22 protein-coding genes are annotated in these 23881 nt (G+C 70.3%); 10 read left to right on the top strand and 12 right to left on the bottom strand.

Annotation, left to right across the window (positions count from 1 at the left end):
- Positions 1 to 115: 115 nt before the first annotated feature.
- From IEY96_RS18110 to IEY96_RS18100, 3 genes are read right to left on the bottom strand one after another with little or no spacing between them, the layout of a single operon-like run.
- Complete coding sequence (locus IEY96_RS18110; protein WP_189195968.1) at positions 116 to 1012, bottom strand: helix-turn-helix domain-containing GNAT family N-acetyltransferase; 897 nt, start codon at positions 1010 to 1012, stop codon at positions 116 to 118.
- A gap of 47 nt (positions 1013 to 1059) precedes the next feature.
- Positions 1060 to 1842, bottom strand: a complete 783-nt coding sequence (locus IEY96_RS18105) for a class I SAM-dependent methyltransferase (protein ID WP_189195967.1) — start codon at positions 1840 to 1842, stop codon at positions 1060 to 1062.
- A gap of 35 nt (positions 1843 to 1877) precedes the next feature.
- Complete coding sequence (locus IEY96_RS18100; protein ID WP_189195966.1) at positions 1878 to 2840, bottom strand: ketopantoate reductase family protein; 963 nt, start codon at positions 2838 to 2840, stop codon at positions 1878 to 1880.
- Between the two features lie 65 nt (positions 2841 to 2905).
- Between IEY96_RS18100 and IEY96_RS18095 the strand changes: the two genes are divergently transcribed.
- Positions 2906 to 3490: a CGNR zinc finger domain-containing protein gene (locus tag IEY96_RS18095; protein ID WP_229791682.1), complete on the top strand. Its 585-nt coding sequence runs from the start codon at positions 2906 to 2908 to the stop codon at positions 3488 to 3490.
- A gap of 134 nt (positions 3491 to 3624) precedes the next feature.
- Here IEY96_RS18095 and IEY96_RS18090 read toward each other — a convergent pair whose 3' ends face one another.
- The 4 genes from IEY96_RS18090 to IEY96_RS18075 form a co-directional block, all read right to left on the bottom strand.
- Positions 3625 to 4041 carry an ester cyclase gene (locus IEY96_RS18090; RefSeq protein ID WP_189195965.1) on the bottom strand — a complete coding sequence of 139 codons (417 nt, stop codon included), beginning with the start codon at positions 4039 to 4041 and terminating at the stop codon, positions 3625 to 3627.
- Positions 4042 to 4208: 167 nt separating this feature from the next.
- Positions 4209 to 4991 (bottom strand): alpha/beta fold hydrolase, encoded by a 783-nt coding sequence (locus tag IEY96_RS18085; protein WP_229791681.1) that lies wholly within the window; start codon positions 4989 to 4991, stop codon positions 4209 to 4211.
- Positions 4992 to 5193: 202 nt separating this feature from the next.
- Complete coding sequence (locus IEY96_RS18080) at positions 5194 to 6258, bottom strand: P1 family peptidase (protein ID WP_189195963.1); 1065 nt, start codon at positions 6256 to 6258, stop codon at positions 5194 to 5196.
- Positions 6255 to 7733: a M1 family metallopeptidase gene (locus IEY96_RS18075; RefSeq protein ID WP_189195962.1), complete on the bottom strand. Its 1479-nt coding sequence runs from the start codon at positions 7731 to 7733 to the stop codon at positions 6255 to 6257. Before IEY96_RS18075 ends, IEY96_RS18080 begins: the two co-directional genes overlap by 4 nt.
- Before the next feature lie 145 nt (positions 7734 to 7878).
- Here IEY96_RS18075 and IEY96_RS18070 point away from each other — a divergent pair, with 145 nt between their 5' ends.
- Positions 7879 to 9024, top strand: a complete 1146-nt coding sequence (locus IEY96_RS18070; protein WP_189195961.1) for a hypothetical protein — start codon at positions 7879 to 7881, stop codon at positions 9022 to 9024.
- Positions 9025 to 9028: 4 nt separating this feature from the next.
- Here IEY96_RS18070 and IEY96_RS18065 read toward each other — a convergent pair whose 3' ends face one another.
- Positions 9029 to 9688 (bottom strand): helix-turn-helix transcriptional regulator, encoded by a 660-nt coding sequence (locus tag IEY96_RS18065; RefSeq protein ID WP_229791680.1) that lies wholly within the window; start codon positions 9686 to 9688, stop codon positions 9029 to 9031.
- Positions 9689 to 9793: 105 nt separating this feature from the next.
- Between IEY96_RS18065 and folE the strand changes: the two genes are divergently transcribed.
- From folE to IEY96_RS18050, 3 genes are all read left to right on the top strand, one after another.
- Positions 9794 to 10390, top strand: coding sequence for a GTP cyclohydrolase I FolE (gene folE, locus IEY96_RS18060; protein WP_229791679.1), 597 nt, complete (start codon positions 9794 to 9796; stop codon positions 10388 to 10390).
- A 28-nt stretch (positions 10391 to 10418) separates the two neighbouring features.
- A complete protein-coding gene (locus IEY96_RS18055) occupies positions 10419 to 11675 on the top strand; it encodes an NAD(P)/FAD-dependent oxidoreductase (protein ID WP_189195959.1) in 1257 nt (418 codons plus the stop codon).
- Positions 11676 to 11839: 164 nt separating this feature from the next.
- Entirely contained in the window at positions 11840 to 12976 is a 1137-nt protein-coding gene (locus IEY96_RS18050) for a glycerophosphodiester phosphodiesterase family protein (protein WP_189195958.1), read from the top strand.
- A gap of 78 nt (positions 12977 to 13054) precedes the next feature.
- Here the strand turns inward: IEY96_RS18050 and IEY96_RS18045 are convergent, their stop codons facing one another.
- From IEY96_RS18045 to IEY96_RS18035, 3 genes are read right to left on the bottom strand one after another with little or no spacing between them, the layout of a single operon-like run.
- Positions 13055 to 14437 carry an ABC transporter substrate-binding protein gene (locus IEY96_RS18045; RefSeq protein WP_229791678.1) on the bottom strand — a complete coding sequence of 461 codons (1383 nt, stop codon included), beginning with the start codon at positions 14435 to 14437 and terminating at the stop codon, positions 13055 to 13057.
- 47 nt (positions 14438 to 14484) lie between these two features.
- Positions 14485 to 15315: a carbohydrate ABC transporter permease gene (locus tag IEY96_RS18040; protein ID WP_189195956.1), complete on the bottom strand. Its 831-nt coding sequence runs from the start codon at positions 15313 to 15315 to the stop codon at positions 14485 to 14487.
- Entirely contained in the window at positions 15312 to 16136 is an 825-nt protein-coding gene (locus IEY96_RS18035) for a carbohydrate ABC transporter permease (RefSeq protein ID WP_229791677.1), read from the bottom strand. The genes IEY96_RS18040 and IEY96_RS18035 overlap by 4 nt, the downstream gene beginning before the upstream one ends.
- Before the next feature lie 267 nt (positions 16137 to 16403).
- Here IEY96_RS18035 and IEY96_RS18030 point away from each other — a divergent pair, with 267 nt between their 5' ends.
- Together IEY96_RS18030 and IEY96_RS18025 are read left to right on the top strand one after the other, a co-directional pair.
- Complete coding sequence (locus tag IEY96_RS18030; RefSeq protein ID WP_189195954.1) at positions 16404 to 17276, top strand: LLM class F420-dependent oxidoreductase; 873 nt, start codon at positions 16404 to 16406, stop codon at positions 17274 to 17276.
- A 224-nt stretch (positions 17277 to 17500) separates the two neighbouring features.
- Complete coding sequence (locus IEY96_RS18025) at positions 17501 to 17989, top strand: hypothetical protein (RefSeq protein WP_189195953.1); 489 nt, start codon at positions 17501 to 17503, stop codon at positions 17987 to 17989.
- 159 nt (positions 17990 to 18148) lie between these two features.
- Here the strand turns inward: IEY96_RS18025 and IEY96_RS18020 are convergent, their stop codons facing one another.
- Complete coding sequence (locus IEY96_RS18020) at positions 18149 to 19507, bottom strand: glycoside hydrolase family protein (RefSeq protein WP_189195952.1); 1359 nt, start codon at positions 19505 to 19507, stop codon at positions 18149 to 18151.
- A gap of 375 nt (positions 19508 to 19882) precedes the next feature.
- Between IEY96_RS18020 and IEY96_RS18015 the strand changes: the two genes are divergently transcribed.
- From IEY96_RS18015 to IEY96_RS18005, 3 genes are read left to right on the top strand one after another with little or no spacing between them, the layout of a single operon-like run.
- Positions 19883 to 20929: a LacI family DNA-binding transcriptional regulator gene (locus IEY96_RS18015; protein ID WP_268247156.1), complete on the top strand. Its 1047-nt coding sequence runs from the start codon at positions 19883 to 19885 to the stop codon at positions 20927 to 20929.
- A gap of 39 nt (positions 20930 to 20968) precedes the next feature.
- Positions 20969 to 22564 (top strand): FAD-dependent oxidoreductase, encoded by a 1596-nt coding sequence (locus IEY96_RS18010; RefSeq protein ID WP_189195950.1) that lies wholly within the window; start codon positions 20969 to 20971, stop codon positions 22562 to 22564.
- A gap of 25 nt (positions 22565 to 22589) precedes the next feature.
- On the top strand, positions 22590 to 23873 hold the full coding sequence (locus IEY96_RS18005) for an ABC transporter substrate-binding protein (protein WP_229791676.1): 1284 nt from the start codon (positions 22590 to 22592) through the stop codon (positions 23871 to 23873).
- Positions 23874 to 23881 lie beyond the last annotated feature (8 nt).

The raw sequence follows: 23881 nt of genomic DNA, 5'->3' as shown, positions 1-23881 counted from the left end.
CCGGTGCGCCTCGGGGAGCGCACCTGATTCGAGATTGCGGACAGCATATTGAGATCAATGGATTTGCTGGCCATACTCTTCGGGTCGTATCGCCCCGATATGAGGGCCGGTCAACTCAGGGCGCCAGGCGCTTCTCGAACCAGTGGTGTGCGTAGGGCTCGTCGTTGTACGGCTCGATCTCCTGGTAGCCGGCGGCGCGGTACAGGGCGATCGCCTCGGTCAGGTTGCGGTTGGTGTCCAGCCGGACGGCGCTCCAACCGCGCTCGGCGGCGTACCGTTCCAGCTGGTCCAGCAGGCGTCGACCGACACCGAGCCCCCGGACGCTGTCGGCCACCCACACCCGCTTGATCTCCGCGGGCGCGCCGGTGTGCAGCTTGATCGCGCCGCAGCCGACCGGCTCCCCGTTGAGGGTGGCGAGCAGGAACACGCCGGCGGGTGGGACGAGTTCCTCGTCGCGGACCGGCTTGCTGAGCGCCGGGTCGAATCCGTCGTCGAAGCGCTGCGCGATCTCGCGCGCGTACGCCCGCACGGAGGCACGGGCGCGGGGGTCTCCGGGCGGGCAGGGCTCGACGACCACCATCGAGCCGACGAGCAGCCGCTCCACCTCCGCCATCGCCGTGACCAGGCGCTCGCGACGCCGGTCGCTGAGCGGTTCGAGGATCGACAGAGCCAGTTCGTCGGACCGCTCGTCCAGCTCGGCCCACTCCGCCCGGCCGGCTCGGGTGAGCGTGGCGACGCGTACCCGTCCGTCGCCGCCGGCACGGTCGGCCGGGCCGACGCTCACCAGCCCGTCGCCCTCCAGGGTGCGCAGGAGCCGGCTGAGGTACCCGGAGTCCAGGCCGAGCCGGGCCCGCAGCGCCGCCACCTCGGCGCCGTCGGGACCGATCTCCCACAGCAGCCGCGCCTGGGCCAGGGGCCGGTCGCGGGACATGTACTGGTCGTCGAGAGCGCCCACCCGTTGGGTGACCGTCCGGTTGAACCGCCGCACGGTGGCGATGAGATCCGGGTCCATATACCTGACTTTAGTCAGGCATCCCGGTCGACCGCCAGGGCCCAGGCTCAGGGACGTGCCGCCCGGGCTCGCCCGACCAGGTGAAACACCCGGCTGAGCTGCCGGTAGGGGTCCCGCACGCTCGCTTCGAGCTCGACGGCGGCCACGGCCGCCACATCCGTGCCGTCGGGCGGCAGGTCCAGCCAGTCCGAGAACAACCAGACCCCGTACCAGTCCTCGGGAGCCACCCCGTTCTGCCGCAGCAGGAGGGACAGGCCCTCGACGGTGTCGCCACGGGTGTCGACACCGAGCACCCCGACCTCGCCGGTCGCGTCGAAGGCGGCCAGGGCGTCGGCCCAGCGGTGGTCGAGGGCCGGGCGGACGGCCAGCGTACGGGCGTTGAGCGCCATGACAGAGACGACCCCTCCGGGCTCGGCGCAGCGGCACAGCGCGGAGACCAGCGGCTCGGGTCGTTCGAGGTACATGAGCACGCCGTGGCAGAGCACCGCCGCGAACCGCTGCCCACCGGTCGCCGCCTCCGCCTGCTCACCGGGCGCCTCGACCAGCCGGACCCGCCGCCGGACGTCGTCCGGCTCGTCGTCCAGCCGCCGCTCGGCCTTGGCGAGCATGGCCGGCGACGGGTCCAGGACGGTCACGTCGTAGCCGAGTCGGGCCAGCGGCAACGACTGGTGGGCCGCTCCCCCGCCGACGTCGAGGACGCTCGCCGGCGGCTCAGGAAGATGCCGCAGCAGCTGAGCGTGGAGGACGTACGTCCGCACCTGCCCCTTCACCGAGGCGTAGGCACCTTCCACGAACGGGTTCGCCAACGCGGCCCAGGCGTCCGACGGCATACGAGGATTGTGGCACCCGGCCCCGGCTGCGGGGTTCAGCGTGCCGTCGACGGGGAGGCCACGGTCTCGACCATGTCCGGGCGTCCGACGTGCTGTTCGTGCACGCGCAGAGCCACCGTGGTGGCGTCCAGCAGTGGCGTGGGTACGCCGAGCGCACGGGCCCGTGCCGTGAGGTCGCCGAAGATCTGCTCGGCCTCGGTCGGCTGCCCGGCGACCAGGTCCCGGTAGAGCGAGGCGGTGTCGGCCGAGCCGGGCCGGGTCATGAAGGCCCGGACGGTGTCGAGGGTCTGCGTCGGCACCGGATACCCGGCCGCGGCGGCGACGGCCGCGGCCTCAGCCGCGATCTGCGGGCCGAGGCGTTCGCCTCCGGGAACGGCCATGGCGTCGCCCACCGAGCCGCGTACCAGGGTGTTGAGGGCGCCGAGCGTGCTGATGAACACCCACTTGTGCCACATGGCTCCGCGGATGTCCGGCGAGACGAGCAGGTCGAAGCCCGCGCCGGACAGCACCTCGGCGAGCCGCGCGACGCGCTGCGACGTGCCGCCCCGCTGTTCGCCGATGACGATCTCGGCCAGGGCGCCCAGCCGGACGATGTCACCCTCGGCGTCGAGCGTGGTGAGGACCCGGACCACCCCGCCGAGTACGGCCTCCGCGCCGAACCGCTCGTTCAGCGCGTCCATGTGCGCCATGCCGTTCAGGAACGGGATCACCGTGGTACGCGGACCGACCGCGGCGGCGACGTCGTCGATCGCCGCCGGCAGCGCGGTCGCCTTCACCGAGACGAGGACGATGTCGTAGTGCCCGTCGATGTCGGCGGCGGTGAGCAGCCGTGGCGTGAGCACGGTCTCGGTCCCCAGGCCGGTGATGCGCAGCCCGCGCTCGCGGAGCACGTCGGCGCGCCTGGGCCGGACGAGGAAGGTGACGTCCCGGCCGGCCTGCTGGAGCTGGGCTCCGAAGTAGCCTCCGGTCGCGCCCGCCCCGACGACAAGAATCCTCATACGCCGAGACGTTACTGGTCCAGCCGGTAACGCAACAGCATGTGCGAAGTGATCTCTGTTACCGGTTGAACCAGTATCATCGGGTGGTGTTTCAGGATGAGGCGGCCTTCCGGTTCGTCGGCGGGCGGGTCTCGGTCGACCTCACCGCGACCCGCGGCCTGCGGTGGCGCGACCGCGGCGTCGAACGCGTTCCCGCCCCGGCCGATCTCGCGCGCTGGTTCGTCGAGGCGGGGCTGACCGCCAGCCCCGTGCCGGTTTCCGCCGCGACCCACCGCAGCGCCCTTGAGCTGCGCGAAGCCCTCTACCGGCTGATGCGTGGCCGGGTTCTCGGGGAACCGCTGGACCGGCGGGCCATCGACGTGGTGAACGGCTGGGCGGCCAAGGCGCCACCCGCGGTCCGGCTCACGGCGGACGGTTCGGAGAAGCGTCTCGTGAAACCGACCGCCGGCGAGTTGCTGGCGCTCGTGGCTCACGACGGCGTCGACCTGCTCGGCGGCCCCCACGCCAACCGCCTGCGCGAATGCTCCCGTGACACGTGCACCCTGCTGTATCTGGACGCGTCGCGGGCGGGTAGCCGCCGTTGGTGCTCCATGGAGGTCTGCGGCAGCCGCGACAAGATGGTCCGCTACCGCCGACGCGACGCCGAGTGACCCCACCTGCGCACACAACTCCGGCCGACCGGCTGTCCATTCGGCGCGTTGATCTTCTTGATCGGCGTTCGACGGCCCACTGCCCGGGGCGTGGCGGCAACGATCGCATCGCCGCGGTGTGCGGCCGCCACCCGTCAGGCAGCGATCTGCGCTCGCAGTCCCCACCGGTCGATCTGGATCCAGTACTCCGCGATCCTCCCGTCGGCGACCCGGTACACACAGCTGGTCACCTGCGTGATCGGCCGGCCGGTGGGGGCGATGCCATCGACGTCCCCGATGTGGACACCCTTCTGGGTCCAGCGCGCGTACACCTTGTCGCCGGAACCGAACAGCTCGTCGATCTCCAGGCGGAACGGCCCGTAGGCCGCGAGCATCTCCTCGACATGCTCGGCGTACTCCTGCGGCGTGCGCGTGATCGTCGCCGGGTCCTCGGCCTGCACCTGGTGGGCGATCACCGTGGTCGCCATCAGGCGGCCGGCGTGGCTCGGATCGGCTCCCGAGCGGACGACCTGCAGAAAGTCCCGGACCACCGAAACCGGATCATGGCTCATGCGTCGATTCTGGTCCACGGGGTCGTTCCGGCATGGCGGGCCGTGCGCTCTGTGTGTGCCGTCACGAGCCGACGCGGGCTCAGCGACGCGTCGACGTGCGCCGCGATGGCGACGGTCGACGGCGTTACTCCTGCGGGTGTTCAGTCCCGGTCAGCCGAGGGGCCGTGTCAGGTCTGGTCCCGCAGGAAGGGCAGAACAAGATCGAGGAGTTGGCGGGGCTGCTCTTCGAACAGCCAGTGGCCGCTGTCTTCGAGGACGTGGGCGGTGACGGAGGTCGCGTACTGTTTCACCTGCTCGGCCATCGTGTCGCCGAGGCTGGCTCGCGCCGCGATGACGAGCACGGGCATGCCCAGCTTCGTCTTGCGGTGCGCGATGTTGTCGGTGATGTCCTGAGGGATCGCCCGGAAGTATTCGAAGCTCGCTTTCCGATGGGCTTCGTCGCGCAGGTGGCGGCTGTACTCCTCGACATCGTCGGGTGTGAGGCTGCCCTTCTGAATCATGAGCGCATCGGTGAACAGCTCCACCCACAGATCTTCGCGGCCGGCTGTCAGCCTCTCGGGCAGCCCGTTGGTGACGTTGAAGAAGCCGAAGTTCCAGAGGGCCGGACCTGCCGCACCGAGGGCGGGGAAGCTGTAGACGCTCTCGTCGGGGATGGGCGCCTCGGTCAGCACCGCTCGGGTCACCGTGTCGGGGTGGGCCGCGCAGTAGGCGTAGGCGACCATCGTGCCGAGGTCATGGCCGATGATCCGCAGGTCGCGGTCGAGGCCGAGTGACGTCAGCAGACCGTGCACATCGGCGGCGACGGTCTTCTTGTCGTAGCCGTCCTCGGGGGCGTCGGTGGCACCGAATCCGCGCAGGTCCGGGGCGATCACCTCGAAGGAGCGGGCCAGCTCGGGCAGGACGTGGCGCCACATGTACCACGACTGCGGGTAGCCGTGCAGCAGCAGCAACGGAGGTCCCTGGCCACCGCGGACGTAGTTCATGGTGACCGCACCGGCGCGGGACTGTCGCTCAACAAACCCTTGTGGCACGCGCCTGCCGCTCATGGACCCGCTCCCCTCGATCGGGACGTGAAGGGATCGGCTACCCGGTCTGGCGGCAACCATTCGCCGCGGCGCCGCCTGCTTGTGACTGCCGGCGAGGCCGCTGCCCTCACATACCCGGCTCCGCCACCGGCGGAGGCGCCGCCAGCCGCCCGGCGGCTGACAACCGCCGGATCACCTCCGCATGTGGAACGGCGTGACTGGTGCGACCACCGACACCGGTGGTGGTGGCGGCGGTGAACAGCGAATTGAGCAGCCCTTCCTCCACCGCGTCCATCACGGCGGCGAAGACGGGGTTGATCTCCCCGTCGGGGATGGGTAGCTGGTCCGGCGGTGCCGTGCTGAAGGCGATCCCGTAGTCGCCGCTGGCGTTGCTGAACGACGCGCCGACCCGCCCCATCGAGAAGACCGCCCGCCGGGCGAGCCGCCCGAGCTGCCGCGAATCCAGGGGCGCGTCGGTGGCCACCACGATCATGCACGAGTTGCCGGGTGGTTCAACGTGGTCGGCGCCCGGGATCAGCTCGTCGGCCGGCAGCGGGACGCCGAGCGCGGTCAGCACCCCGCCGAAGTTCGACTGGACGAGGGCGCCGACCGTCACCGCACGGTCGGCCAGCCGCACCGTCCTGGACGAGGTGCCGATGCCCGCCTTGAAGCCCAGCGCCGTGGTGCCGGTGCCGGCCCCCACGCAGCCCTCCGCCGGCGGTTCGCCGGACGCCTGGGTGATGGCGGCGAGCACGTGTTCCCTGGTGATCGGACGCCGGCGGATGGCTGACAGGTGGCCGTCGTTGGTCTCGCCCACCAGCGGGTTGAACGACAGGCCGTCCGGCCGCCGGTCCATCAGGTAACCCAGCAGCGCGTCCGCGACCCGGAACACGGACAGCGTGGCGGTCAGGACGACCGGCGACTCCAGTACGCCGAGTTCGTCCACCTGGGTCGAGCCGACGAGTTTCCCGTGGCCGTTGCCGGAGTACACGGCGGCCGGCAGAGTCCACCGCCCAGGGCCGAGTTGGCTCGGCACGACGGCGGTGACTCCGGTGTGCAGGTCGGCGCCGTCGTCGATGGTGGTGTGCCCGACCAGGACCCCGGCGACATCGGTGATCGCGTTGTGCCGCCCGGTCGGCAGCGACCCGACGACGATCCCGAGGTCGCGGGCACGGCGGCTGAGCTGCTTCATGCTCGGGCGACGGTGATCGACTTCGGCGTGGTCTTCGAGTCCAGCCAGGTGTTGATGAGCTTGGTGAAGTCGCGCCCGGTCTGCTTGTTGACGAAGGCGATGAACGACGCCCGGTCCTGCTGGGTGTTGCGCTGCTCCTGCACCCAGGCGCGGGCCATCGCGAAGAAGGCCTTGTCACCCAACTGCCGGTGGATCTCGTGGAGCATGGCCTCCGGGCACAGGTAGACGTTGCCCTCGGCGAAGTTCTTCGGGTTGGGCTTGCCGGGCGGGCCGAGCTTCTTGCGCATGGCGGCGTCGGCGTCGCGCAGGTACCGGTCCAGGCTGGCGTCGCTGAGGTGCAGGGTCTCCTTGGTGTACAGGTCCTGGGCGTACTGGGCCCAGCCCTCGTTCAGCCACAGGTCGGTCCAGGTGGTCGGCGTGACGGAGTCGCCGAACCACTGGTGGGCGTACTCGTGCAGCAGGTCGCCTCCCCAGCGGTCCCGGCGGGCCTTGGTGTTCTCGATCTTCCGGCCCATCGTGATCATCTGCTGGGTCTCCATGCCGGAGGCCGAGTCCACCACCACGACGCCACCGGACGGGAACGGGTAGGGTCCGAACTTCTTCTCCAGCCAGGCCAGGTACTGCGGGGACTTCTTGAGGTACGGCAGCAGCTTGTCGTCGGCGCCCTTGCGGTACCAGAAGGTCAGCGGAATGCCCCGTGGCCCCTTGGCGGTCAGCTTCTGGTACTTCCCGACTGCAAGGGTGGTCAGGTACGACGCGACGGGGTCGGTGCTGCGGTAGGTGAACGTGGTCCCGGACTGCCCGGCCGGGGTGCCGCTGGCGATCGCGGACCAGCCGGCCGGCACGGTCACCCGGATGTCGTAGAGGGCTTCGTCGGACGGCTGGTCGTTCGCCGGGTACCAGGTGAAGGCCCCGAACGGCTCCTGCATCGTCCAGAGGCCGCCCTCCTTGGTGACGGTGAGGCCCAGGTCCTCCACGTCCTTGCGGTGCGACGGCATGGGCGTGGTCTTGGGCTTGCCGTGGTACTTGACCACCAGCGTCACCGGCTTGTCGGCGACGACCGGCGCGGTCACGGTCAGCTTCTCCTTGGCGACGGTGCCGGTGACCGTCGCGTCGTCCAGCGTCACCCCGTCGACCTGGTAGGGCATGAAGTCGAGTACGAGGGCGGGAGCGTCCCTGGTGGGCCGGATCCGCAGGGTGGCGGTGCCCGTGAGGACCTTGGTCGACGGCGCCCAGTCCAACGCCAGGTCGTAGTGCAGGACGTCCAGGGCGTCGGTGCCCCGGGCCGGGTAGACCTTGTCGGCCACCGGGGTCGAGCGTCCGGCCTGCCAGGCCGTGTAGTCGACGGCGGGGGCGGTAGGGCTCGGCGTGGTCGTGGGGGCGGACGAGCCGGCGGCCGGGGCGGCGGGATCGCTGGTGCACGCGGTGACGAGCAGCGGTGCGAGAAGCAGGGTGAGTGGTACGCGGCGACGCATCAGCGCACCATACGGCAGAGATCCACTCGGTGGGGGCCTTCGCCGGTTGGCGCCTTTTGCGGCTTTGCCAGCATGGCACAACCCCTCTGGCCAGCCGACGGGTTCCGCAGCAGGATGAGGGCGAGGCTCTGATGGGGTGGTTCCCATGGTCAGCACCGACCAGGCAGTTCACAATTTCCGCCACTTCCCCGGGGAGGCCCGGCGGTCGGCGGAGGCCGCCGCGGAGGAGCGCGACCAACGGCTGCGGGCGATCACGAAGAAGCGCAGCAGCAGAGCGGCGAAGCTGTCGGCGGAGGCGAGCCAGCGACTGCGGCGCCTGCTGGGCGACGACGACTGGGCGGACCTGCGGGAGTTGATGCGGCAGGAACGCCTGACCGTTCGTGACCTGCTCCAGCCGCCGCAGGGGCTGACTACGAGCTACGACGCGCTGAACCGGGCCCGGCGACGCAAGGCCAAGGCGTTCCTGCGCAGCCGGGACATCCGGCGTGAGGAGATCGTCGCGATAGCGAGCGACTACCACGAGGCGCTGGCCGGCGTGTTCACCGCCGACGAGAACGTCCGTCCGGGGTTCCACCTCTCGAACAACCTCGACAAGTGGTTGAGCCTGTCCCCCTTCCACGACCGCGCGCTCCCCTGGGGCGTCTTCGAACCGGACGACAGCGACGACCCGCACCGGTGGGAGGTCTTCCGGCCGCCCTTCTTCGGGTTCAACCTCGGCTTCGTGCCGGTGCGCAACGACAACTTCGTCGTCGACCGCATTCACACGCTGAACCCGTCGGTCGGTGACGTCGGCATCTCCATCACCATGGAGGACGACGACGCCGGCGACTTCGACTACGCCTCCGGCGACGGCTTCAGCGCCATCGCGTTCGCGTTCGTGCCGCCCACGACGGGTCTGGTCGAGGTCCTCATCGACGCGCAGTGCGTCGAGGCGACGCACCGACTGGAGACGACGGACGAGTGGGGCTGGTCCAACTCCCACACCAGCCAGCAGAACTTCCTCATGCTCGACGTGCTGCACCCCAACGTGGCCGAGCCGTCGTACGCCGCGATGTCGACCCTCGACGAGACCACCGACGACGACGAGAGCTTCCACCAGGAGAAGCTGACCCGCGGCACCCACTACTTCGCGCAGTTGTTCAGCGCTGGGCCGGTGCCGGCGGGCCAGTCGGTGATCGTGTGCGCGGGCACGCGCTCCTTCGACAAGAGCGGCACCAACGACGTGACCATCGACAGCACGTCCGACTTCCGGTGGTACATCAGCTCGGTCGAAGTGCGCGTCTCACCGTGACCGGCTACCGGTCCGGCGCACCGTCCAACCGGACGCAGCAGGCCCCGGGACGCGGCGCGAGCCGGGGCAGCAGGTCGGTACGTCCCGCGCCGTCGACCATGCCGGCGAGGAACGCGTGGTTGAGCCCGCACACCAGGGCGGTCTGCCGGGTGGCCAGGACGTGGAACGGGCAGTTGCGCAGCAGCACGTGATCGCTGAGCGCCTCGGGCTCGAAGCCGAGGCCGGCGAGCACGGCGACGAGGTCCTCGCCGGATTCGCGTACCCGTGCTCCGATCTCCTGGCCGCGGCGCCGGGCATGCCGCCGCGCCGCCTCGGGGGCGTCGTGCGGGTCGTCGGCGACCGCGTCGGCGAGGATCTCGGCGATGAGTTCGTAGCGCCGCTCGGGAACGGTGATCGCCACGCCGTCGCCGGTGGCCTCGTAGACCTTCGGCGTCCGACCGCGGCCCCGGGGTTGGTCGGCCGGCGTGCCGTAGTGGGCCCGCAGCAGGCCGGACTCGACGAGCTTGTCGAGGTGGAACGCCGTGAGGTTGCGGGACATGCCGTGCGCCTCGGCCGCCTCTTCGCGGGTGACCGGGTGATCGGCCCGGCACACGTAGTCGTACAGCGCCCGTCGGGACCGGTCGACGAGCGCGGCCATGGCGCTCCAGCGCTCCCCCGTGCTCACGGCCGAGAGGTTATCACCAATGAAGGCTATTGAAATTCCGGACGCGGTGGGGCAGCATGATCGCTATCACCAATGAGCGTTGGTGAAAATCCCCTGGGAGCCCGAGTGAGTGTCAACGCGCAACGAGTGCAGCACCAGCGACCCCGCCGCGACCCGGCCGCCGCCGAACGGGCGGCCGCGGACTTCCTGGCCGCGCTCGGCGTGGACCTTTCCGCCGACGGGCTCGCCGACACGCCGGGCCGGATGGCCCGCGCCTACGCCGAACTGCTCACCCCGCGCGAGTTCCAGCTGACCACCTTCGACAACGACGAGGGCTACGACGAGCTGGTGCTGGCCCGGGCCATCCCGATCCGGTCGGTCTGCGAACACCACCTGCTGCCGTTCGTCGGCGTGGCGCACGTCGGCTACCTGCCCGGCGAGCGCATCCTGGGGCTGTCCAAGCTGGCCCGGGTGGTCGAACTGTTCGCCCACGGCCCGCAGGTCCAGGAACGCCTCACCAAACAGATCGCCGACTGGCTGACCAGCCGACTGCGCCCGCGTGGGGTCGGCGTGGTCATCGAAGCCGAACACCTGTGCATGACGCTGCGCGGCGTCCAGGCCGTCGGCAGCAGCACCATCACGTCCACCCTGCTCGGCACCCTGCGCGACGACCACCGCTCGCGCGCCGAGTTCTTCACCCTGGCCGGGGTCGGCCCCCGCTGATCGACGTACCCCGAAAGGAGCTGGACCGATGTCGAAGACCGGCACGTTCGTGATCGTGGGAGCCGGGCTCGCCGGCGCGCGGGCCGCGCAGACGTTGCGGGAGGAGGGCTTCGACGGCGGCATCGTCGTGATCGGCGACGAGCCGGAGCGACCGTACGAGCGACCGCCACTGTCCAAGGGCCTGCTGACCGGCGGCGCCGAACCCGACAGCGTGTACGTGCACGACGCCGGGTGGTACGCCGCGCACGACGTCGACCTGCGCACCGAGGCCCGCGCCGTCGCCGTCGACCGCTCCGCCGGGGAGGTGCGGCTCGCCGACGGCCAGCACCTCCGGTACGACAAGCTGCTGCTGGCCACCGGCGCCACGCCCCGCGACCTCGCGGCGCCCGGCGTCGACCTGGACGGGGTGCTGCGGCTGCGTACCCTCGCCGACAGTCGCCGGATCGCCGCGGCGCTGGTCGACGGCGCGCACCTCGTGATCGTGGGAGCGGGGTGGATCGGCCTGGAGGTCGCCGCCGCCGCCCGGCAGCGCGGCGCCACCGTCGACGTCGTCGAGACGGCCGCGCTGCCGTTGCGCCGGGTGCTCGGCGACGAGATCGCCCGGGTGTTCGCCAACCTGCACCGGGACCACGGCGTCACCTTCCACTTCGGCGCCGAGGTCCACGAGTTCCGCGGCACCGGTCGCGTCTCCTCGGTCCGGCTGGCCGACGGCACCGAACTGCCCGCCGACGCCGTGCTGGTGGCCGTGGGCGTACGCCCGAACACCGAGCTGGCGACGGCGGCCGGCCTCACCGTCGAGAACGGAATCGTCGTCGACGCGTCCCTGCGCACCGCCGACCCGGAGATCTACGCCGCCGGCGACGTCGCCAACGCCTACCATCCCGTGCTGCGCCGGCACCTGCGCGTCGAGCACTGGGCCAACGCCCTGCACGGCGGTCCGGCGGCGGCCCGCGCCATGCTGGGACAGTCCGTCAGCTACGACGACCTGCCCTACTTCTACACCGACCAGTACGACCTGGGGATGGAGTACGTCGGGCACGCCCCGCCCGGGGCGTCCGACCGGGTCGTCGTCCGGGGCGACGTCGCCAAGCGCGAGTTCATCGCCTTCTGGACCGCCGGCGGGCGGGTGCTCGCCGGCATGAACGTCAACGTGTGGGACGTCGTGCCGTCGATCCGGCGGCTCGTCGCGGCAGCCGGGCCGGTCGACCTCGACCGGCTGGCCGACCCCGACGTGCCGCTCGACGAGCTGCAGTCGCCGGCGGCGCCCGGGACCCGGACCGGGTAGCCGGCGCCCAGCCGGGTGCCGGGAACGGGCGGCACCGCCGCGAGTGGGCCGAGCTGGATCTCGGTTAGGGTCAGGCGGCAGCCGTAGGCGTCGGCCCGTTCCCGGGGAGTTGGTGGATGAGCACGAGTCCGTCATCGAGGCCCGGTCTTCGGGCAGGGCCGGCTGTGGCGCCGGTTCCCCGGCCCGGCGCGACACCGCCGGTCAGCCGCGCCGCGACGTACGCGCACCGCGGCTCGTCCGGGCTGGCGCCGGAGAACACCGCGGCCGCCTTCGAGCTCGCGATCGCCGAGGGCGCCGACTACATCGAGACCGACGTCCAGCTCAGCGCCGATGGGGAGCTGGTGATCATCCACGATGTGACGCTCGCCCGCACCACCGACGCCCGGACGGCGTACGCGTATCGCGCGCCCTGGAACGTGCACGACTTCACCCTCGCCGAGCTGAAGAAGCTCGATGCCGGAGGGTGGTACGGGACCGAATTCAGCGGCCAGCGCATCCTCACCTTCGACGAACTGCTCGACCTGCTCGGGGGTCGGGTCGGCCTGAACCTCGAGCTGAAGTCCCCCGCGGTGAATCCCGGGCTGGCGCAGGCGGTCGCCGCCCGGCTGCGTCGGCGGCGCGAGTGGATCGAGCCGGGCGCCCGCCCGCAGCCGCTGATCGTCGGTTCCTTCGACGAGCAGGCCCTCCGGGACTTCCACACGCAGCTGCCCGATGTCCCGGTCTCGCTGATCACGTACGACGTGCCGGAGGGCGGGAAGCTGACGGGCCTCGCCGGGTGGATCTTCTCCGTCAACCCGGACATCCGCCGGCTGCGGCCCGAGGACGCGGTGCGGGTCATCGAGGTGGGCATGGCCCTGGTGCCGTGGACGGTCGACTCGCCGGAGCTGTGGCGGTGGGCCCTGGACCTCGGCGCCGACGGCATGATCACCAACTACCCGTACGCCCTCAGGGACATGCTGCACGGCCGCGGCCGGGTGCCCGGTGCGGCGGGCGTGGTCATCGAGGACATCAGCTACCACTCCCCCGACGCGCACGTCGTCCTGCGCAACGTCTCCGACCAGCCGGTGGACGTCAGCGGCTGGTACCTGCGTAACCAGGCGTCCGACCGGATCGAGGTGGGCGCGGGCTACGTCATCCCGCCCGGTGGCCTGCTGCGGGTGCACACCGGCCCGGGCACCGACGACGCGACCACCTACCACAACGGGCGTACCACTGGGTTCTGGAACAGCACGAACGGTGACTCCGCCGGGCTGCACCGCGCCGACGGCGCCATCGTCGACCTCTACGCCTACATCATCTGAGCCGCAGGCACCGAGGGGCGAGGAAGAGGGGCCGGCCCCGTCGGAGCCGGCCCCTCTCCCCGAGGTGTCCCCCGGTGGTCAGCTGACCGACTTGTTGTAACTGTCGATCGCGGCCTGCACGCTCGCCGCGGCGTCCTTCATGGCCTGGTCGGCCGGCTTGCTACCGACGATCGCCGCCTCCAGCCCGTCCTCGGACGCCTTGCGGGCCTGCGGCATCACGCCGAGCAGGCAGCCGGCCGACGCGACCGACGGCGGCAGCGCGTGCAGCTGGTCCACGGCGGTCTTGAACTGCGGGTACTTCGCCACCCAGTCCTTGTCGATCTGCTCGTCGAGCGCCTTGGCGTTGACCGGCACGTACCCGGTGCCGGTGTGCCACTTGGCCTGCTGCTCCGCGCTCGAGGCGAACTTCACGAACTCCCAGGCGGCCCGCTTCTGCTTGTCGCTGTGCCCGACGCCGTTGATCCACAGCGAGGCGCCACCGATGATCGGCCCGCCCGTGGCCGAGCTGCTCGCCTTCGGGTACGGGGCGGTGAGCACGGTGAACTTGCCCTTGGCCGCGTCGATGTAGCCGCGCATGGCGCCCGTGGACTCCAGGTGCATGGCCACCGTGCCGGCCTTGAAGGCAGCCTGGGCGTCGTCGGTCTTGCGGCCGGTGTTCGTCGCGTAGCCGCCCTTCACCAGGTCCGCCCACCACTGGGCGACGCGCACGCCGGTCTCCTGGTCGAACTGCACCTTCGTGGCGAGGCCCTTACGGCCATTGCCGTTGTCGCAGTACTCCTTGCCGTCGGTGGCGATCAGCTGCTCCACCAGCCAGCCATAGATGGCGGCGCCGAAGCCGTACTGGACGGTCTTGCCGCCGGCGTCCTTGACGGTCAGCTTCTTCGCCATCTCCCCGATCTCGTCGAGGTTCTGCGGCGGCTTCGTCGGGTCGAAGCCGGCCCGGACGAATGCCTCCTTGTTCAGGTAGAGCAGCGGGGTGGACGTGTTGAACGGCATCGACTGGAGCTTGCCGTCGATCGAGTAGTAGTTGGCGATGTTCGGTTCGATGTCGCCCGCGTTGAACTTGTCCTTGTCGATGAACTTGTACATCGGCACGGTCTGCTTGGAGTCGACCATGAAGCGGGAGCCGATGTCGTAGATCTGCACCAGCGCGGGAGTGTTCTTCTGCTGCACCGAGGCCTTGTACTTCGCGATCGTCTCGTCGTAGTTGCCCTGGAAGATGGCCTTGACCTCGACCTTGCCACCGCTCTGGGCGTTGAAGTCGGCGACCAGCTTGTCGATCGCCGCGGCGTTGGCGCCCTTCATCCCGTGCCAGAACTCGATGGTGGTCTTGTCGGTGGCCTTCTCGAGCACCTCCGCGCCGGGCGCTTCGAGCGAGTCCTTGCCGGAATCGGTGCCGGACCCGGAACCACCGCACGCCGTCAGCGCGGCGGCGGCTACCAGGGCGACGAATGCCGTCATGCTCCGGCGGAGCCTGGGTTGTCTCACGGGCTTCTCCTCTTTGAGAATTAACGCAGCGCGCCGGCGGTGAGGCCGCGGACGATGTAGCGCTGGCCGAAGAGCACGACGGCCAGCGTGGGGAGCAGGGACAGGGCGACGCCGGCGAGGACCAGGCCCGGTTGCGCCACCTCGGCGTCGTTGAGCTGCGAGATGCCGATCTGCAGGGTCTGGTACTCGGAGTCTCGGATCAGGATCAGCGGCCAGAAGTACTGGTTCCACGCCGAGAGGAAGACGTAGACCCCGACCGCCGCGATCGACGGCTTGGACAGCGGCACGATGACCCGCCACAGCAGGCGCCAGTGACCGCACCCGTCGATCACCGCGGCGTCCCGCAACTCGGTGGGGAACTGCAGGAAGGCCTGACGCAGCAGGAACGTGCCGAACGCCGAGGCGAGGAAGGGCAGCACGAGACCGAGGTAGGTCAACCCGCCCCGCGCCAGGCCCCAGCCGGAGATGGCCAGGTAGTTGGGGATGATGATCGCTTCCCACGGCACCATGAGGGTGGCGAGGAACAGAGCGAACGTCACCGCCTTCGCCGGCAGGCGAAGGAACGCGAAGGCGTACGCGGCCAGGATGCTCGTGACGATCTGGGCCAACGTGATGGCCCCGGCCTGGATGGCGGAGTTGACGTAGAAGCGGTCGAGCGGCACCGAGCGGAAGACGTCGCTGATGTTCTGCCAGTGCAGCCCGTGTGGTACCAGCGCGGGCGGGTAGGTCGCGAGGTCACCGGGACCCATCACGGCGCCGACGAAGCCGTAGTAGATGGGGAACAGAACCGGGATCGCGGCCAGGCCGAGCACGACGTAGACGGCGACCTGCCCCAAACTGATCTTCTTCATCGATAGTGGACCCGCCGCTCGAGGATGCCGAACTGGACGGCCGTGCAGCCGAGCATGACGACCAGCAGCACGACGGCCTGAGCGCTGGCTGATCCGAAGTCGGAGGACCCGAAGGCGAACGCCTTCTCGTAGATCGAGTAGACCAGCGTCGTCGTGGCCTGGTCCGGGCCACCCTTGGTGAGGATGTGGATCTGCCCGAAGCTCTGCAACGCGTGGATCGTGGACACCACGACGAGGAAGAACAGTTGCGGAGACAGCAGCGGCACCGTGATCCGGGACGCCAGCCGCCAGCCGGTCGCGCCGTCCAGCCGCGCCGCCTCGACCACCTCGGGTGAGATCGCCGCGACGCCGGCGGAGAGCACCAGGACGTTGTAACCGAAGTTCATCCACACCGTCGCGGCGCAGACCGCGGGCAGCGCGATCGACGGGTCGGTCAGCCAGTTGACCCGGTCGATCCCCAGGGAGCCGAGCAGGCCGTTCGCCACGCCGATCGCCGGGTTGTAGATGACGGCGAAGACGACCGACGCGGTCGCCACCGAGAAGGCGAACGGCAGCGCGAACGCGGTGCGCAGCACCCGTACGCCGCGGATGCGCGCCTCCAGCAGCAGCACCACGACCAGCGCGCCCAGAACGGCCGGCACCACGGAGAACAATGTGAACAGGCCCGTCGTGGCGAGCACCTTGCCGAACTCGGCGGTCAGCATCTCCCGGTAGTGCTCCGCACCGACGTACACCGACGGGGCGCCGAAGAGGTCGTTGCCGTGCACGGACAGGTACAGGGTGCGCCCCAGCGGCCAGAACACGAACAGCGCGAAGACCACGACCGACGGGAGCAGCAGCAGCCACCCGAGACCGGTTTCGGTGAAGCGCGCGGGCTCCTTTCGTCGGACAGGGGAGCGTGTGGACTCTGTGGTCGGCGCGCGGTCGTCCGGTGGGGCGCTGACGGTAGGAGGGGGCGGCACGGCAGCACAGTATCGAAAGAAATCCTTCTCCGCAGGACCCGGAGCTGGAAGTTCCTTCCAGCGGCGGTGCGAGAGCCCAACGGCCGGCATAATGCCAGTTGGCCCAGGGACGTGAGGGGATGAGCGATGAGGCTCGGTCTGCACTACTGGAACTTCTCCACGCCCGCCGACCCGTCCGAGATGGCCGGGACCCTGGCGGAGACCGCCCGGATCGCGGAGCAGGCCGGGGTGTCCGCATTCAGCGTCATGGACCACTACTTCCAGATGGAGTTCACCACCTCCGCCGAGGAGCCGATGCTCGAGGCCTACACGACCCTCGGCTACGTGGCGGGCAAGACCGAGCGGATGACGCTCGGTGTCCTGGTCACCGGGGTGATGTACCGCTATCCGGGCCTGCTCGCCAAGATCGTCACCACGCTCGACGTGCTCTCCGGCGGGCGGGCGCGGCTCGGCATCGGCGCGTCGTGGTACGACCGTGAGCAGCGTGGCCTCGGCGTACCGGTCGTTTCGGTCAGCGAGCGCTTCGAGCGGCTCGAGGAGACGTTGCAGATCTGCCTGCAGATGTGGAGCGACGACAACGGCCGGTTCGACGGCAGGCACTACCAACTGGCGGAGACGCTGAACGTGCCGGCGCCGATCAGCCGACCGCACCCCCCGATCATGATCGGGGGCGGCGGCGAGAAGAAGACCCTGCGGCTCGTGGCCCGCTACGCCGATGCCTGCAACCTGTTCGGCAACAGCCCGGCGGAGGTGGCGAACAAGCTCGACGTACTGCGGGAGCACTGCGCCGCCGAAGGCCGGGACTACGGCAGCATCGAGAAGACCGTGCTGGTCATGCGACCGGCCCTGGCCGACGTCGACGCGTTCGTGGCCGAGGTGGCCGAGTACGCGGCGCTCGGCGTCACCGAGGTGCAGACGATGCCCGACCGCCACCCGGTGGCATTCGCGCAGGAACTGGCCGAGCAACGGGTCGCAGCGCGACTCGCCGAGCTCGCCTGACCCCCGGGCTCGGCCACCAGCCCGACGTCGAGCAGATGTCCGCTCCGGCGTACCCGAAGGGCGGCGACGACTCGCGCGGAGTTTGGGCGTCGATAGCCTCCACAAAGGCCACTCGCTCCGTGTAGGCCCTGCTCAGAGCCTTGATGCTCAATTGCGCAACGACCCTACGGATATAGTCCGGCGATCGCAGAGCGCGATCCGTTGATCCAGAATGGACACTGCTCTTGAGTACCCTCACCGATCGACTGCGGCACGGCGTGTACCGGACCTTCGTGCGCGGCGTGGTCTGCACACTCGTGGCGGCCACGGTCGGAGTCTTCGCCCTGCCGTCCGCGGCCATGGCCGAGGACAACTACTACAAGACGTGCGAGTACGACTACGTGAGTTGCCAGACCGGCGTGGCGGTCGGGCTCCCGCAGGGCGAATGCATGACGACGACGCTGGCCTACGCATACACGTCGATCTGCGTCGACTACGACGGCGACTACGTTTACGTCAGAGACGGCAAGGCCGACGGCTACGCCGCGATGGGCTACGTCGGCTCTGCCAACGGCGTCAGCGACCGCCTCTGCCGGAACAACCACGGCTACGGCACCTGGGTCAGGTGCAACTTCGACTGGGTCGAGGCAGGCGCGCACAGCGCGTCCGCAGGGTACAAGGAACAGTTCTACATCATGGAACTCGACTACCTCTGGTCGTGGTCCGGCAAGTAGCGGCGGGGTAGGCCCGGGTCGGCCTGCGAGCCGGGCCAACCGCGCCTACCTGCGCCGCCGCCGCGTCCAGGCGGTGATCCCCGGGATGAAGGACCGGCGACGCCACCGGATCGCCGAGGGCCGCTTGATCGGGCAGCCCTCGGCGATCGGCGAGGCGACCTAGTTGGTTCCCTGGTCGTGCGGGACGGTGACGGTGACGGTGCAGCCGACCGGCCGTCCGATCTCGTCGTGACCGGCATACGTGAGCTGGTAGACCCGGTCGCCGCCGTTCCCGTCCCGCTCGGCCCGGAGCTGGCCGCTCGTGTCCGGCGCACCGGTGACGAAGCCGCTGACGTCCGCGGCGTCACCCCCGGTCACGCCGGTCAGGGTGAACGCGTTCGGACCTAGCACGCCGTCGCGCAGGTCCACGCTCACGTTGACGTCGACCAGCTCGTGGTTCGGCGGCCACAGGACCGGTCGGTCCACGGCACAGTCGAGCTGCCGTACCGGCAACGGGTCTGCCAGGGCGGCGGTGGCGTGCGCGATGGTCGCGGTGAGCCGGCCGCCGGCTTCGTAGTACATGTGCGCGGTCTGGCCGTCGAAGTAGAACGTCGGCGCGGCCGAGCGGCCGAGGTCGGGGGCGGCGGACATCGAGTCGTGCACGACGCCGAGGTGGATCTCCTGGTCGAAGCCCTCCCCCACGTCCACGGCGTGCATGTTGCCGTCGGCGGCGTGGTAGATCACCAGGTTGCGGTCGTTCCAGCGCAGGAAGAACGGTCCCGAGGCGTTCGGGCCTTCGTCACCCTGCGGGGTCACGATCGGCTCGGGCTGCATGGTCCAGGTGCGCGCGTCGTTCGAGACGGCCCAGCGGATCCGGCGGGACACCGGCCCGGTCGGGCCGGGCGCCCCACCCGTGGGGTTGTCCATGAAGAGCATCAGGTACCGGGTGCCCAGGCGCGGCACGGCCTGCTCGAACACCCGGGCGTAGGAGGTCTCGCCGCCGGTCGTGTCGTTGCGGCTGACCGCGGTGCCCCCGTAGCTGAAGTGGATGCCGTCGTCGGAGGTCGCGTACCGGGTGATGGAGTTCTCGCCGTGGAAGTAGAGGAAGAGCTTCCGCTCGCCCTCGATCCACACCGCGTGCGGCGAGGAGATGTGGCTGACCGTGGAGTAGTACGGCAGCCAGGTGTTGCTGACCAGGGGGTTGGCGCTGTACTCGGTCCACGGACCGTTGATCGAGTCGGAGTACGCGAGGGCGATCCCGCCGGGACGCTCGTGCGGTGCGTAGTACAGGTAGTAGGTGCCGAGCGGGTTCGGGAAGTAGTCGGCGGCCCGGATGACGCTCGGGAAGATGAACTCGTTCGTCGGGTTGTAGGCGAGGGCGCTCTTGTCGAACGCGGTGCCCTGGTAGCTGAACTGGGGGAAGTCGAGGCCCGGATCGGCAGCGGCCGGTGCGGCGCCGGCCATGGCGGCGACGAGCAGGCCGGCGCCGGCCGTGGCCAGGACGGCGCGCCGGGAGGACGGGACGGGTGGCTTCGTCATGCGGCTTCCTCTTCTGTCGGTGCGATCGGACGCGGTGACGGCTCGTGAGCAGCGCAAGATGACTCTGAGTAAGGAACCAGGGGGCATCGATCGGCGGGCGCGCCGTGGCGCCGCCGTGCTAATACGTATTAGCATCTATGTTTCTCGAATGTTGCTCGCTCGGCGGCGTTTCTGTCAAGAGGCCATCCGGCGCGGCGCCGATCCGCTCAGGCCACCGACCAACTGATCGGTTGCCTGTTCGCTAATGCGCATTACTCCAGCCAGTTCATCGCGCCGAAATCTTGCGGCCACCTCTTGACACACGCCGATCCACGCATCAGGCTCCATCCCAACGCCGAGCGCTAATACGCATTAGCCGCACCGGAAGGACCCGACGTGACCGCTCCCCCCAGACGCGTCACCCAACGTGACATCGCGCGGATGGCCGGTGTCAGTCAGGCGACCGTGTCGCTGGTGCTCAACAACCGCACCGACGCTGAGGTCCGCATCGCCCCGGAGACCCGGGACCGGGTGTTGCGGGTCATCGCCGAGACCGGCTACGCCGCCGACCCAGTGGCGCGCCGCCTCGCCTCGCGGTTCAACCGGATCATCGGCGTCTTCACGTACGAGCCCGCCTTTCCCAGCGGCAGCCGCGACTTCTTCCACCCGTTCCTGCTCGGCATCGAGGAGTACGCCGAGCGGGTCGGCTGCGACCTGCTGCTGTTCACCAGCGCACCCGTGGTGGACGGCCGGCGGCGCATCTTCCACCAGGACAACCGGCTGCGCCTGGCCGACGGGTGCATCCTGCTCGGGCGCGAGATCCCCGGCGCGGAACTGCACCGGCTCAACGGGGACGGATATCCGTACGTCGCCGTCGGTCGCCGCGACGACGCCGGCGGGCCGGTCCCCTACGTCGGCGCCGACTACGCCGCGGCGGTGGCCCGGCTCGTCGAGGCGGCACTGCGGCACGGTCACCGGCGCCTGACGTACGTGGGCATGGGCATGACCGCCGAGTCCTCGCAGGACCGGCGTGCGGGTTTCGCCACCGCCGCGGCCACCGCGGAGAGCGCCCGTCAGGTGTCCGCGGCGCCCCAGGCGGCCGACACGACCCTCGACGACCTGCTGGCCGACGGCAGCACCGTGGCCTTCGTGGAGGACTTCGCCACGGCGGTGGCGCTGGAGGCGGCCGCCCGCCGGCGCGGCCTGACCGTGCCCGGCGACCTGTCGATCGTGACCCTCGGCGACCCGACCGTCCCCGTTCCCACCGACATCGTGTTCACCGGGTTCCGCATCCCCCGCGAGGAGATGGGCCGGCAGTCGGTCGAGGTGCTGACCGGCGTCATCGACGGCAGCGCCGGCGGCCTCCAGCAGCGACTTCTCCCCTGCGAACTCGTCGAGGGCAGCACCCTCGGCACCCCTGATCCGGCGGTCGACCGACGCTGAGCGGTCGGCCGCGCAACTGGAAGGAAGCAAGTGGTCATCATGCGTGCGGACGTCCTCGTCGTCGGGGGCGGACTGGGCGGTGTCGCCGCGGCGCTCGCCGCGGCCCGGACCGGCCGGTCGGTCATCCTGACCGAGGAGTTCGACTGGCTCGGCGGGCAGCTCACCAGCCAGGCCGTCCCGCCGGACGAGCACTCCTGGATCGAGCAGTTCGGCGCCACCGCCAGCTACCGGGCGCTGCGCAACGGCATCCGCGACTACTACCGTCGCCACTTCCCGTTGACCGAGCGGTCCCGGGCCTGGACCGACCTCAACCCGGGTGCGGGCTGGGTGAGCCGGCTCTGCCACGAGCCGCGGGTGGCCGTCGCGGTCCTCGAGGAGATGCTCGCCCCGTACCGCGGTTCGGGCCGGCTGCGGGTGCTGCAGCCGTACCGGCCGGTCGCCGCGGAGACCGACGGCGACCGGGTGACCGGCGTGACGCTGGCCCACCGCGACCGGGACGAGCGGATCGACGTGGTCGCGCCGTACGTCCTGGACGCCACCGAGACCGGCGAGTTGCTGCCGCTGACCGGCACCGAGTACGTCACCGGATTCGAGTCGCGGGCGGAGACCGGTGAGCCGAGCGCCCCGGCCGAGGCCCAGCCGATGAACATGCAGGCGGTGTCGGTCTGCTTCGCCATCGACCACGTCGACGGCGACCACACCATCGACCGCCCGGCGGGATACGACTTCTGGCGCGACTACAAGCCCGACTTCTGGGGTGACCGGCTGCTGTCCTGGAAGTCGCCGCACCCGCGCACGCTGGAGATCGTCGAGCGCAGCTTCACCCCCAACCCGGACGACGACCCGTTGAGCGTCAACGCCGATCAGCGCGTCAACCCCGGTGACGGCAACCTGTGGACGTTCCGGCGGATCGCCGCGCGCCGCAACTTCGTCGACGGCACGTACGGCAGCGACATCACGCTGGTCAACTGGCCGATGATCGACTACTTCGAGGGTCCGGTCATCGACGTGCCGAACGCCTCGTGGCACCTGAGCAAGGCCCGCGAGCTGTCGTACTCGGTGCTGTACTGGCTGCAGACGGAGGCGCCCCGGCCCGACGGCGGCACCGGCTTCCCCGGCCTGCGGCTACGCGGCGACGTGACCGGCAGCGCCGACGGCCTGGCCCAGGCCCCGTACATCCGCGAGTCCCGCCGGATCCGGGCCGAGTACACCGTCGTCGAGCAGGACCTGTCCCTGGCGGTCCGGGGCGACCACGGCGCGGTCGGCTACCCGGACGCGGTGGGCGTGGGCATGTACCGGATCGACCTGCACCCGTCCACCGGCGGCGACAACTACATCGACGTCGGCTCCTGCCCGTTCGAGATCCCGCTCGGCGCGCTGATCCCGCAGCGGATGGAGAACCTGCTGCCGGCCGGCAAGAACATCGGCACCACCCACGTCACCAACGGCAGCTACCGGCTGCACCCGGTCGAGTGGAACGTCGGCGAGGTAGCCGGCCTGCTCGCCGACTTCTGTCTGGCGCGGGGCGAGTCCCCGCGTGCGGTCCGCAACACCCCCCGTCTGCTGGCCGACTTCCAGGACCGCCTCACCGCGGCCGGCGTGGAACAGCGCTGGCCGCGGATCGCGGGCTACTGAACACACCCCCGGTGAGGAGAAGATTGTGAGAGCAGGAAAGGCCCTGCGCGGCGTCGCCGTGGCGCTGGCCGGCACGCTCGCCCTGACCGCCTGCGGCGGCGGTGGCGACGCCGCCGACAGCGGTCCGGCGAAGCTGCGGATGACCGTCTGGTCGGCCAACGAGGCACACCTCAAGCTGTTCAACGAGATCGCCGACGAGTACCGCAAGAGCCACCCGGACGTCGCGGAGATCAAGTTCGACCCGCTGCCGTTCGACAGCTACACCACCACCCTGACCACGCAGATCGCCGGCGGGAACGCGCCCGACCTCGCGTGGGTGTTCGAGAACTCCGCCCCCGACTTCGTCGCCTCGGGCGCGCTGCTGCCCCTGGACGACACGCTCAAGAAGGCCGAGGGTTACCAGTACGAGGACCTCTCCCCCGCCACGCTCAAGCTCTGGCAGAACGACGGGAAGCTCTACGCGTACCCCTTCTCGACCTCGCCGTTCGGGGTCTTCGTCAACACCGACATGGTCAAGAAGGCCGGGCAGAAGACCCCGGCCGAGCTGATCGCGGCCGGGCAGTGGACCTGGGACAACGCCCTGGCCACCGCCGCGGCCGCGGGGGCGAAGTCCGGCAAGGCCGGCCTGGTCATCCGGGACTTCGACTACAAGGGCTGGGACAACCTGTCCACCTTCTGGACCGGGTGGGGCGCCCAGGCGTGGAGCGAGGACGGGAAGACCTGCGGCTTCAACAGCCCCGAGATGGTCGACGCCATGACCACCCTGCACGAGGCCACCTTCACCCAGAAGGCGCTGCCCGGCCCGGGCACGACGGCCGACTTCTTCGCCGGTGACTCGGCCATGACGATCACTCAGATCTCCCGCGCCTCGCTGCTGAAGGACGGCGGCTTCGGATGGGACCTGGTGCCGCTGCCGGCCGGGCCCAAGGGGAACTACGCGGTGGTCGGCCAGGCCGGCCTCGGGGTGATGAAGAAGAGCCCGCACGCCAAGCAGGCGGCCGACTTCCTGGCCTTCTTCACCAACCCCACGAACTCGGCGAAGCTCGCCCAGTTCTTCCCGCCGCCCCGGCAGTCCCAGCTGACCGCCGAGACGCTCGCCAAGACGAACCCGAAGCTCAAGCCGGAGCAGCTGCAGAAGGTCGTCATCGACGGCATCACCAACGGCGTGGTCAAGCCCAGCCACGCCGGCCAGGCCGAGCTGAGCCAGCAGGTCCGCGCCGGCCTCGACCCGCTGTGGCAGCCGAACGCGGACGTCAAGGCCGTGCTCGACGGGGTCTGCGCCAAGATCCAGCCGCTGCTGGCGAAGTAGGGCTGAGG

This window comes from Micromonospora fulviviridis (assembly GCF_014648395.1).
GTDB classification, from domain to species: domain Bacteria; phylum Actinomycetota; class Actinomycetes; order Mycobacteriales; family Micromonosporaceae; genus Micromonospora; species Micromonospora fulviviridis.
The sequence above is the reverse complement of the archived record's forward strand: the minus strand, read 5'-3'. Positions and strand labels throughout refer to the sequence as shown.

What these genes read in the sequence shown, in the direction of transcription:
- IEY96_RS18110 (WP_189195968.1), bottom strand. Translation starts at nt 1,012, where the DNA reads ATGGACCCGGATCTCATCGCCACCGTGCGGCGGTTCAACCGGACGGTC.
- IEY96_RS18105 (WP_189195967.1), bottom strand. Translation starts at nt 1,842, where the DNA reads ATGCCGTCGGACGCCTGGGCCGCGTTGGCGAACCCGTTCGTGGAAGGT.
- IEY96_RS18100 (WP_189195966.1), bottom strand. Translation starts at nt 2,840, where the DNA reads ATGAGGATTCTTGTCGTCGGGGCGGGCGCGACCGGAGGCTACTTCGGA.
- IEY96_RS18090 (WP_189195965.1), bottom strand. Translation starts at nt 4,041, where the DNA reads ATGAGCCATGATCCGGTTTCGGTGGTCCGGGACTTTCTGCAGGTCGTC.
- IEY96_RS18080 (WP_189195963.1), bottom strand. Translation starts at nt 6,258, where the DNA reads ATGAAGCAGCTCAGCCGCCGTGCCCGCGACCTCGGGATCGTCGTCGGG.
- IEY96_RS18075 (WP_189195962.1), bottom strand. Translation starts at nt 7,733, where the DNA reads ATGCGTCGCCGCGTACCACTCACCCTGCTTCTCGCACCGCTGCTCGTC.
- IEY96_RS18070 (WP_189195961.1), top strand. Translation starts at nt 7,879, where the DNA reads ATGGTCAGCACCGACCAGGCAGTTCACAATTTCCGCCACTTCCCCGGG.
- IEY96_RS18055 (WP_189195959.1), top strand. Translation starts at nt 10,419, where the DNA reads ATGTCGAAGACCGGCACGTTCGTGATCGTGGGAGCCGGGCTCGCCGGC.
- IEY96_RS18045 (WP_229791678.1), bottom strand. Translation starts at nt 14,437, where the DNA reads ATGACGGCATTCGTCGCCCTGGTAGCCGCCGCCGCGCTGACGGCGTGC.
- IEY96_RS18040 (WP_189195956.1), bottom strand. Translation starts at nt 15,315, where the DNA reads ATGAAGAAGATCAGTTTGGGGCAGGTCGCCGTCTACGTCGTGCTCGGC.
- IEY96_RS18030 (WP_189195954.1), top strand. Translation starts at nt 16,404, where the DNA reads ATGAGGCTCGGTCTGCACTACTGGAACTTCTCCACGCCCGCCGACCCG.
- IEY96_RS18020 (WP_189195952.1), bottom strand. Translation starts at nt 19,507, where the DNA reads ATGACGAAGCCACCCGTCCCGTCCTCCCGGCGCGCCGTCCTGGCCACG.
- IEY96_RS18010 (WP_189195950.1), top strand. Translation starts at nt 20,969, where the DNA reads ATGCGTGCGGACGTCCTCGTCGTCGGGGGCGGACTGGGCGGTGTCGCC.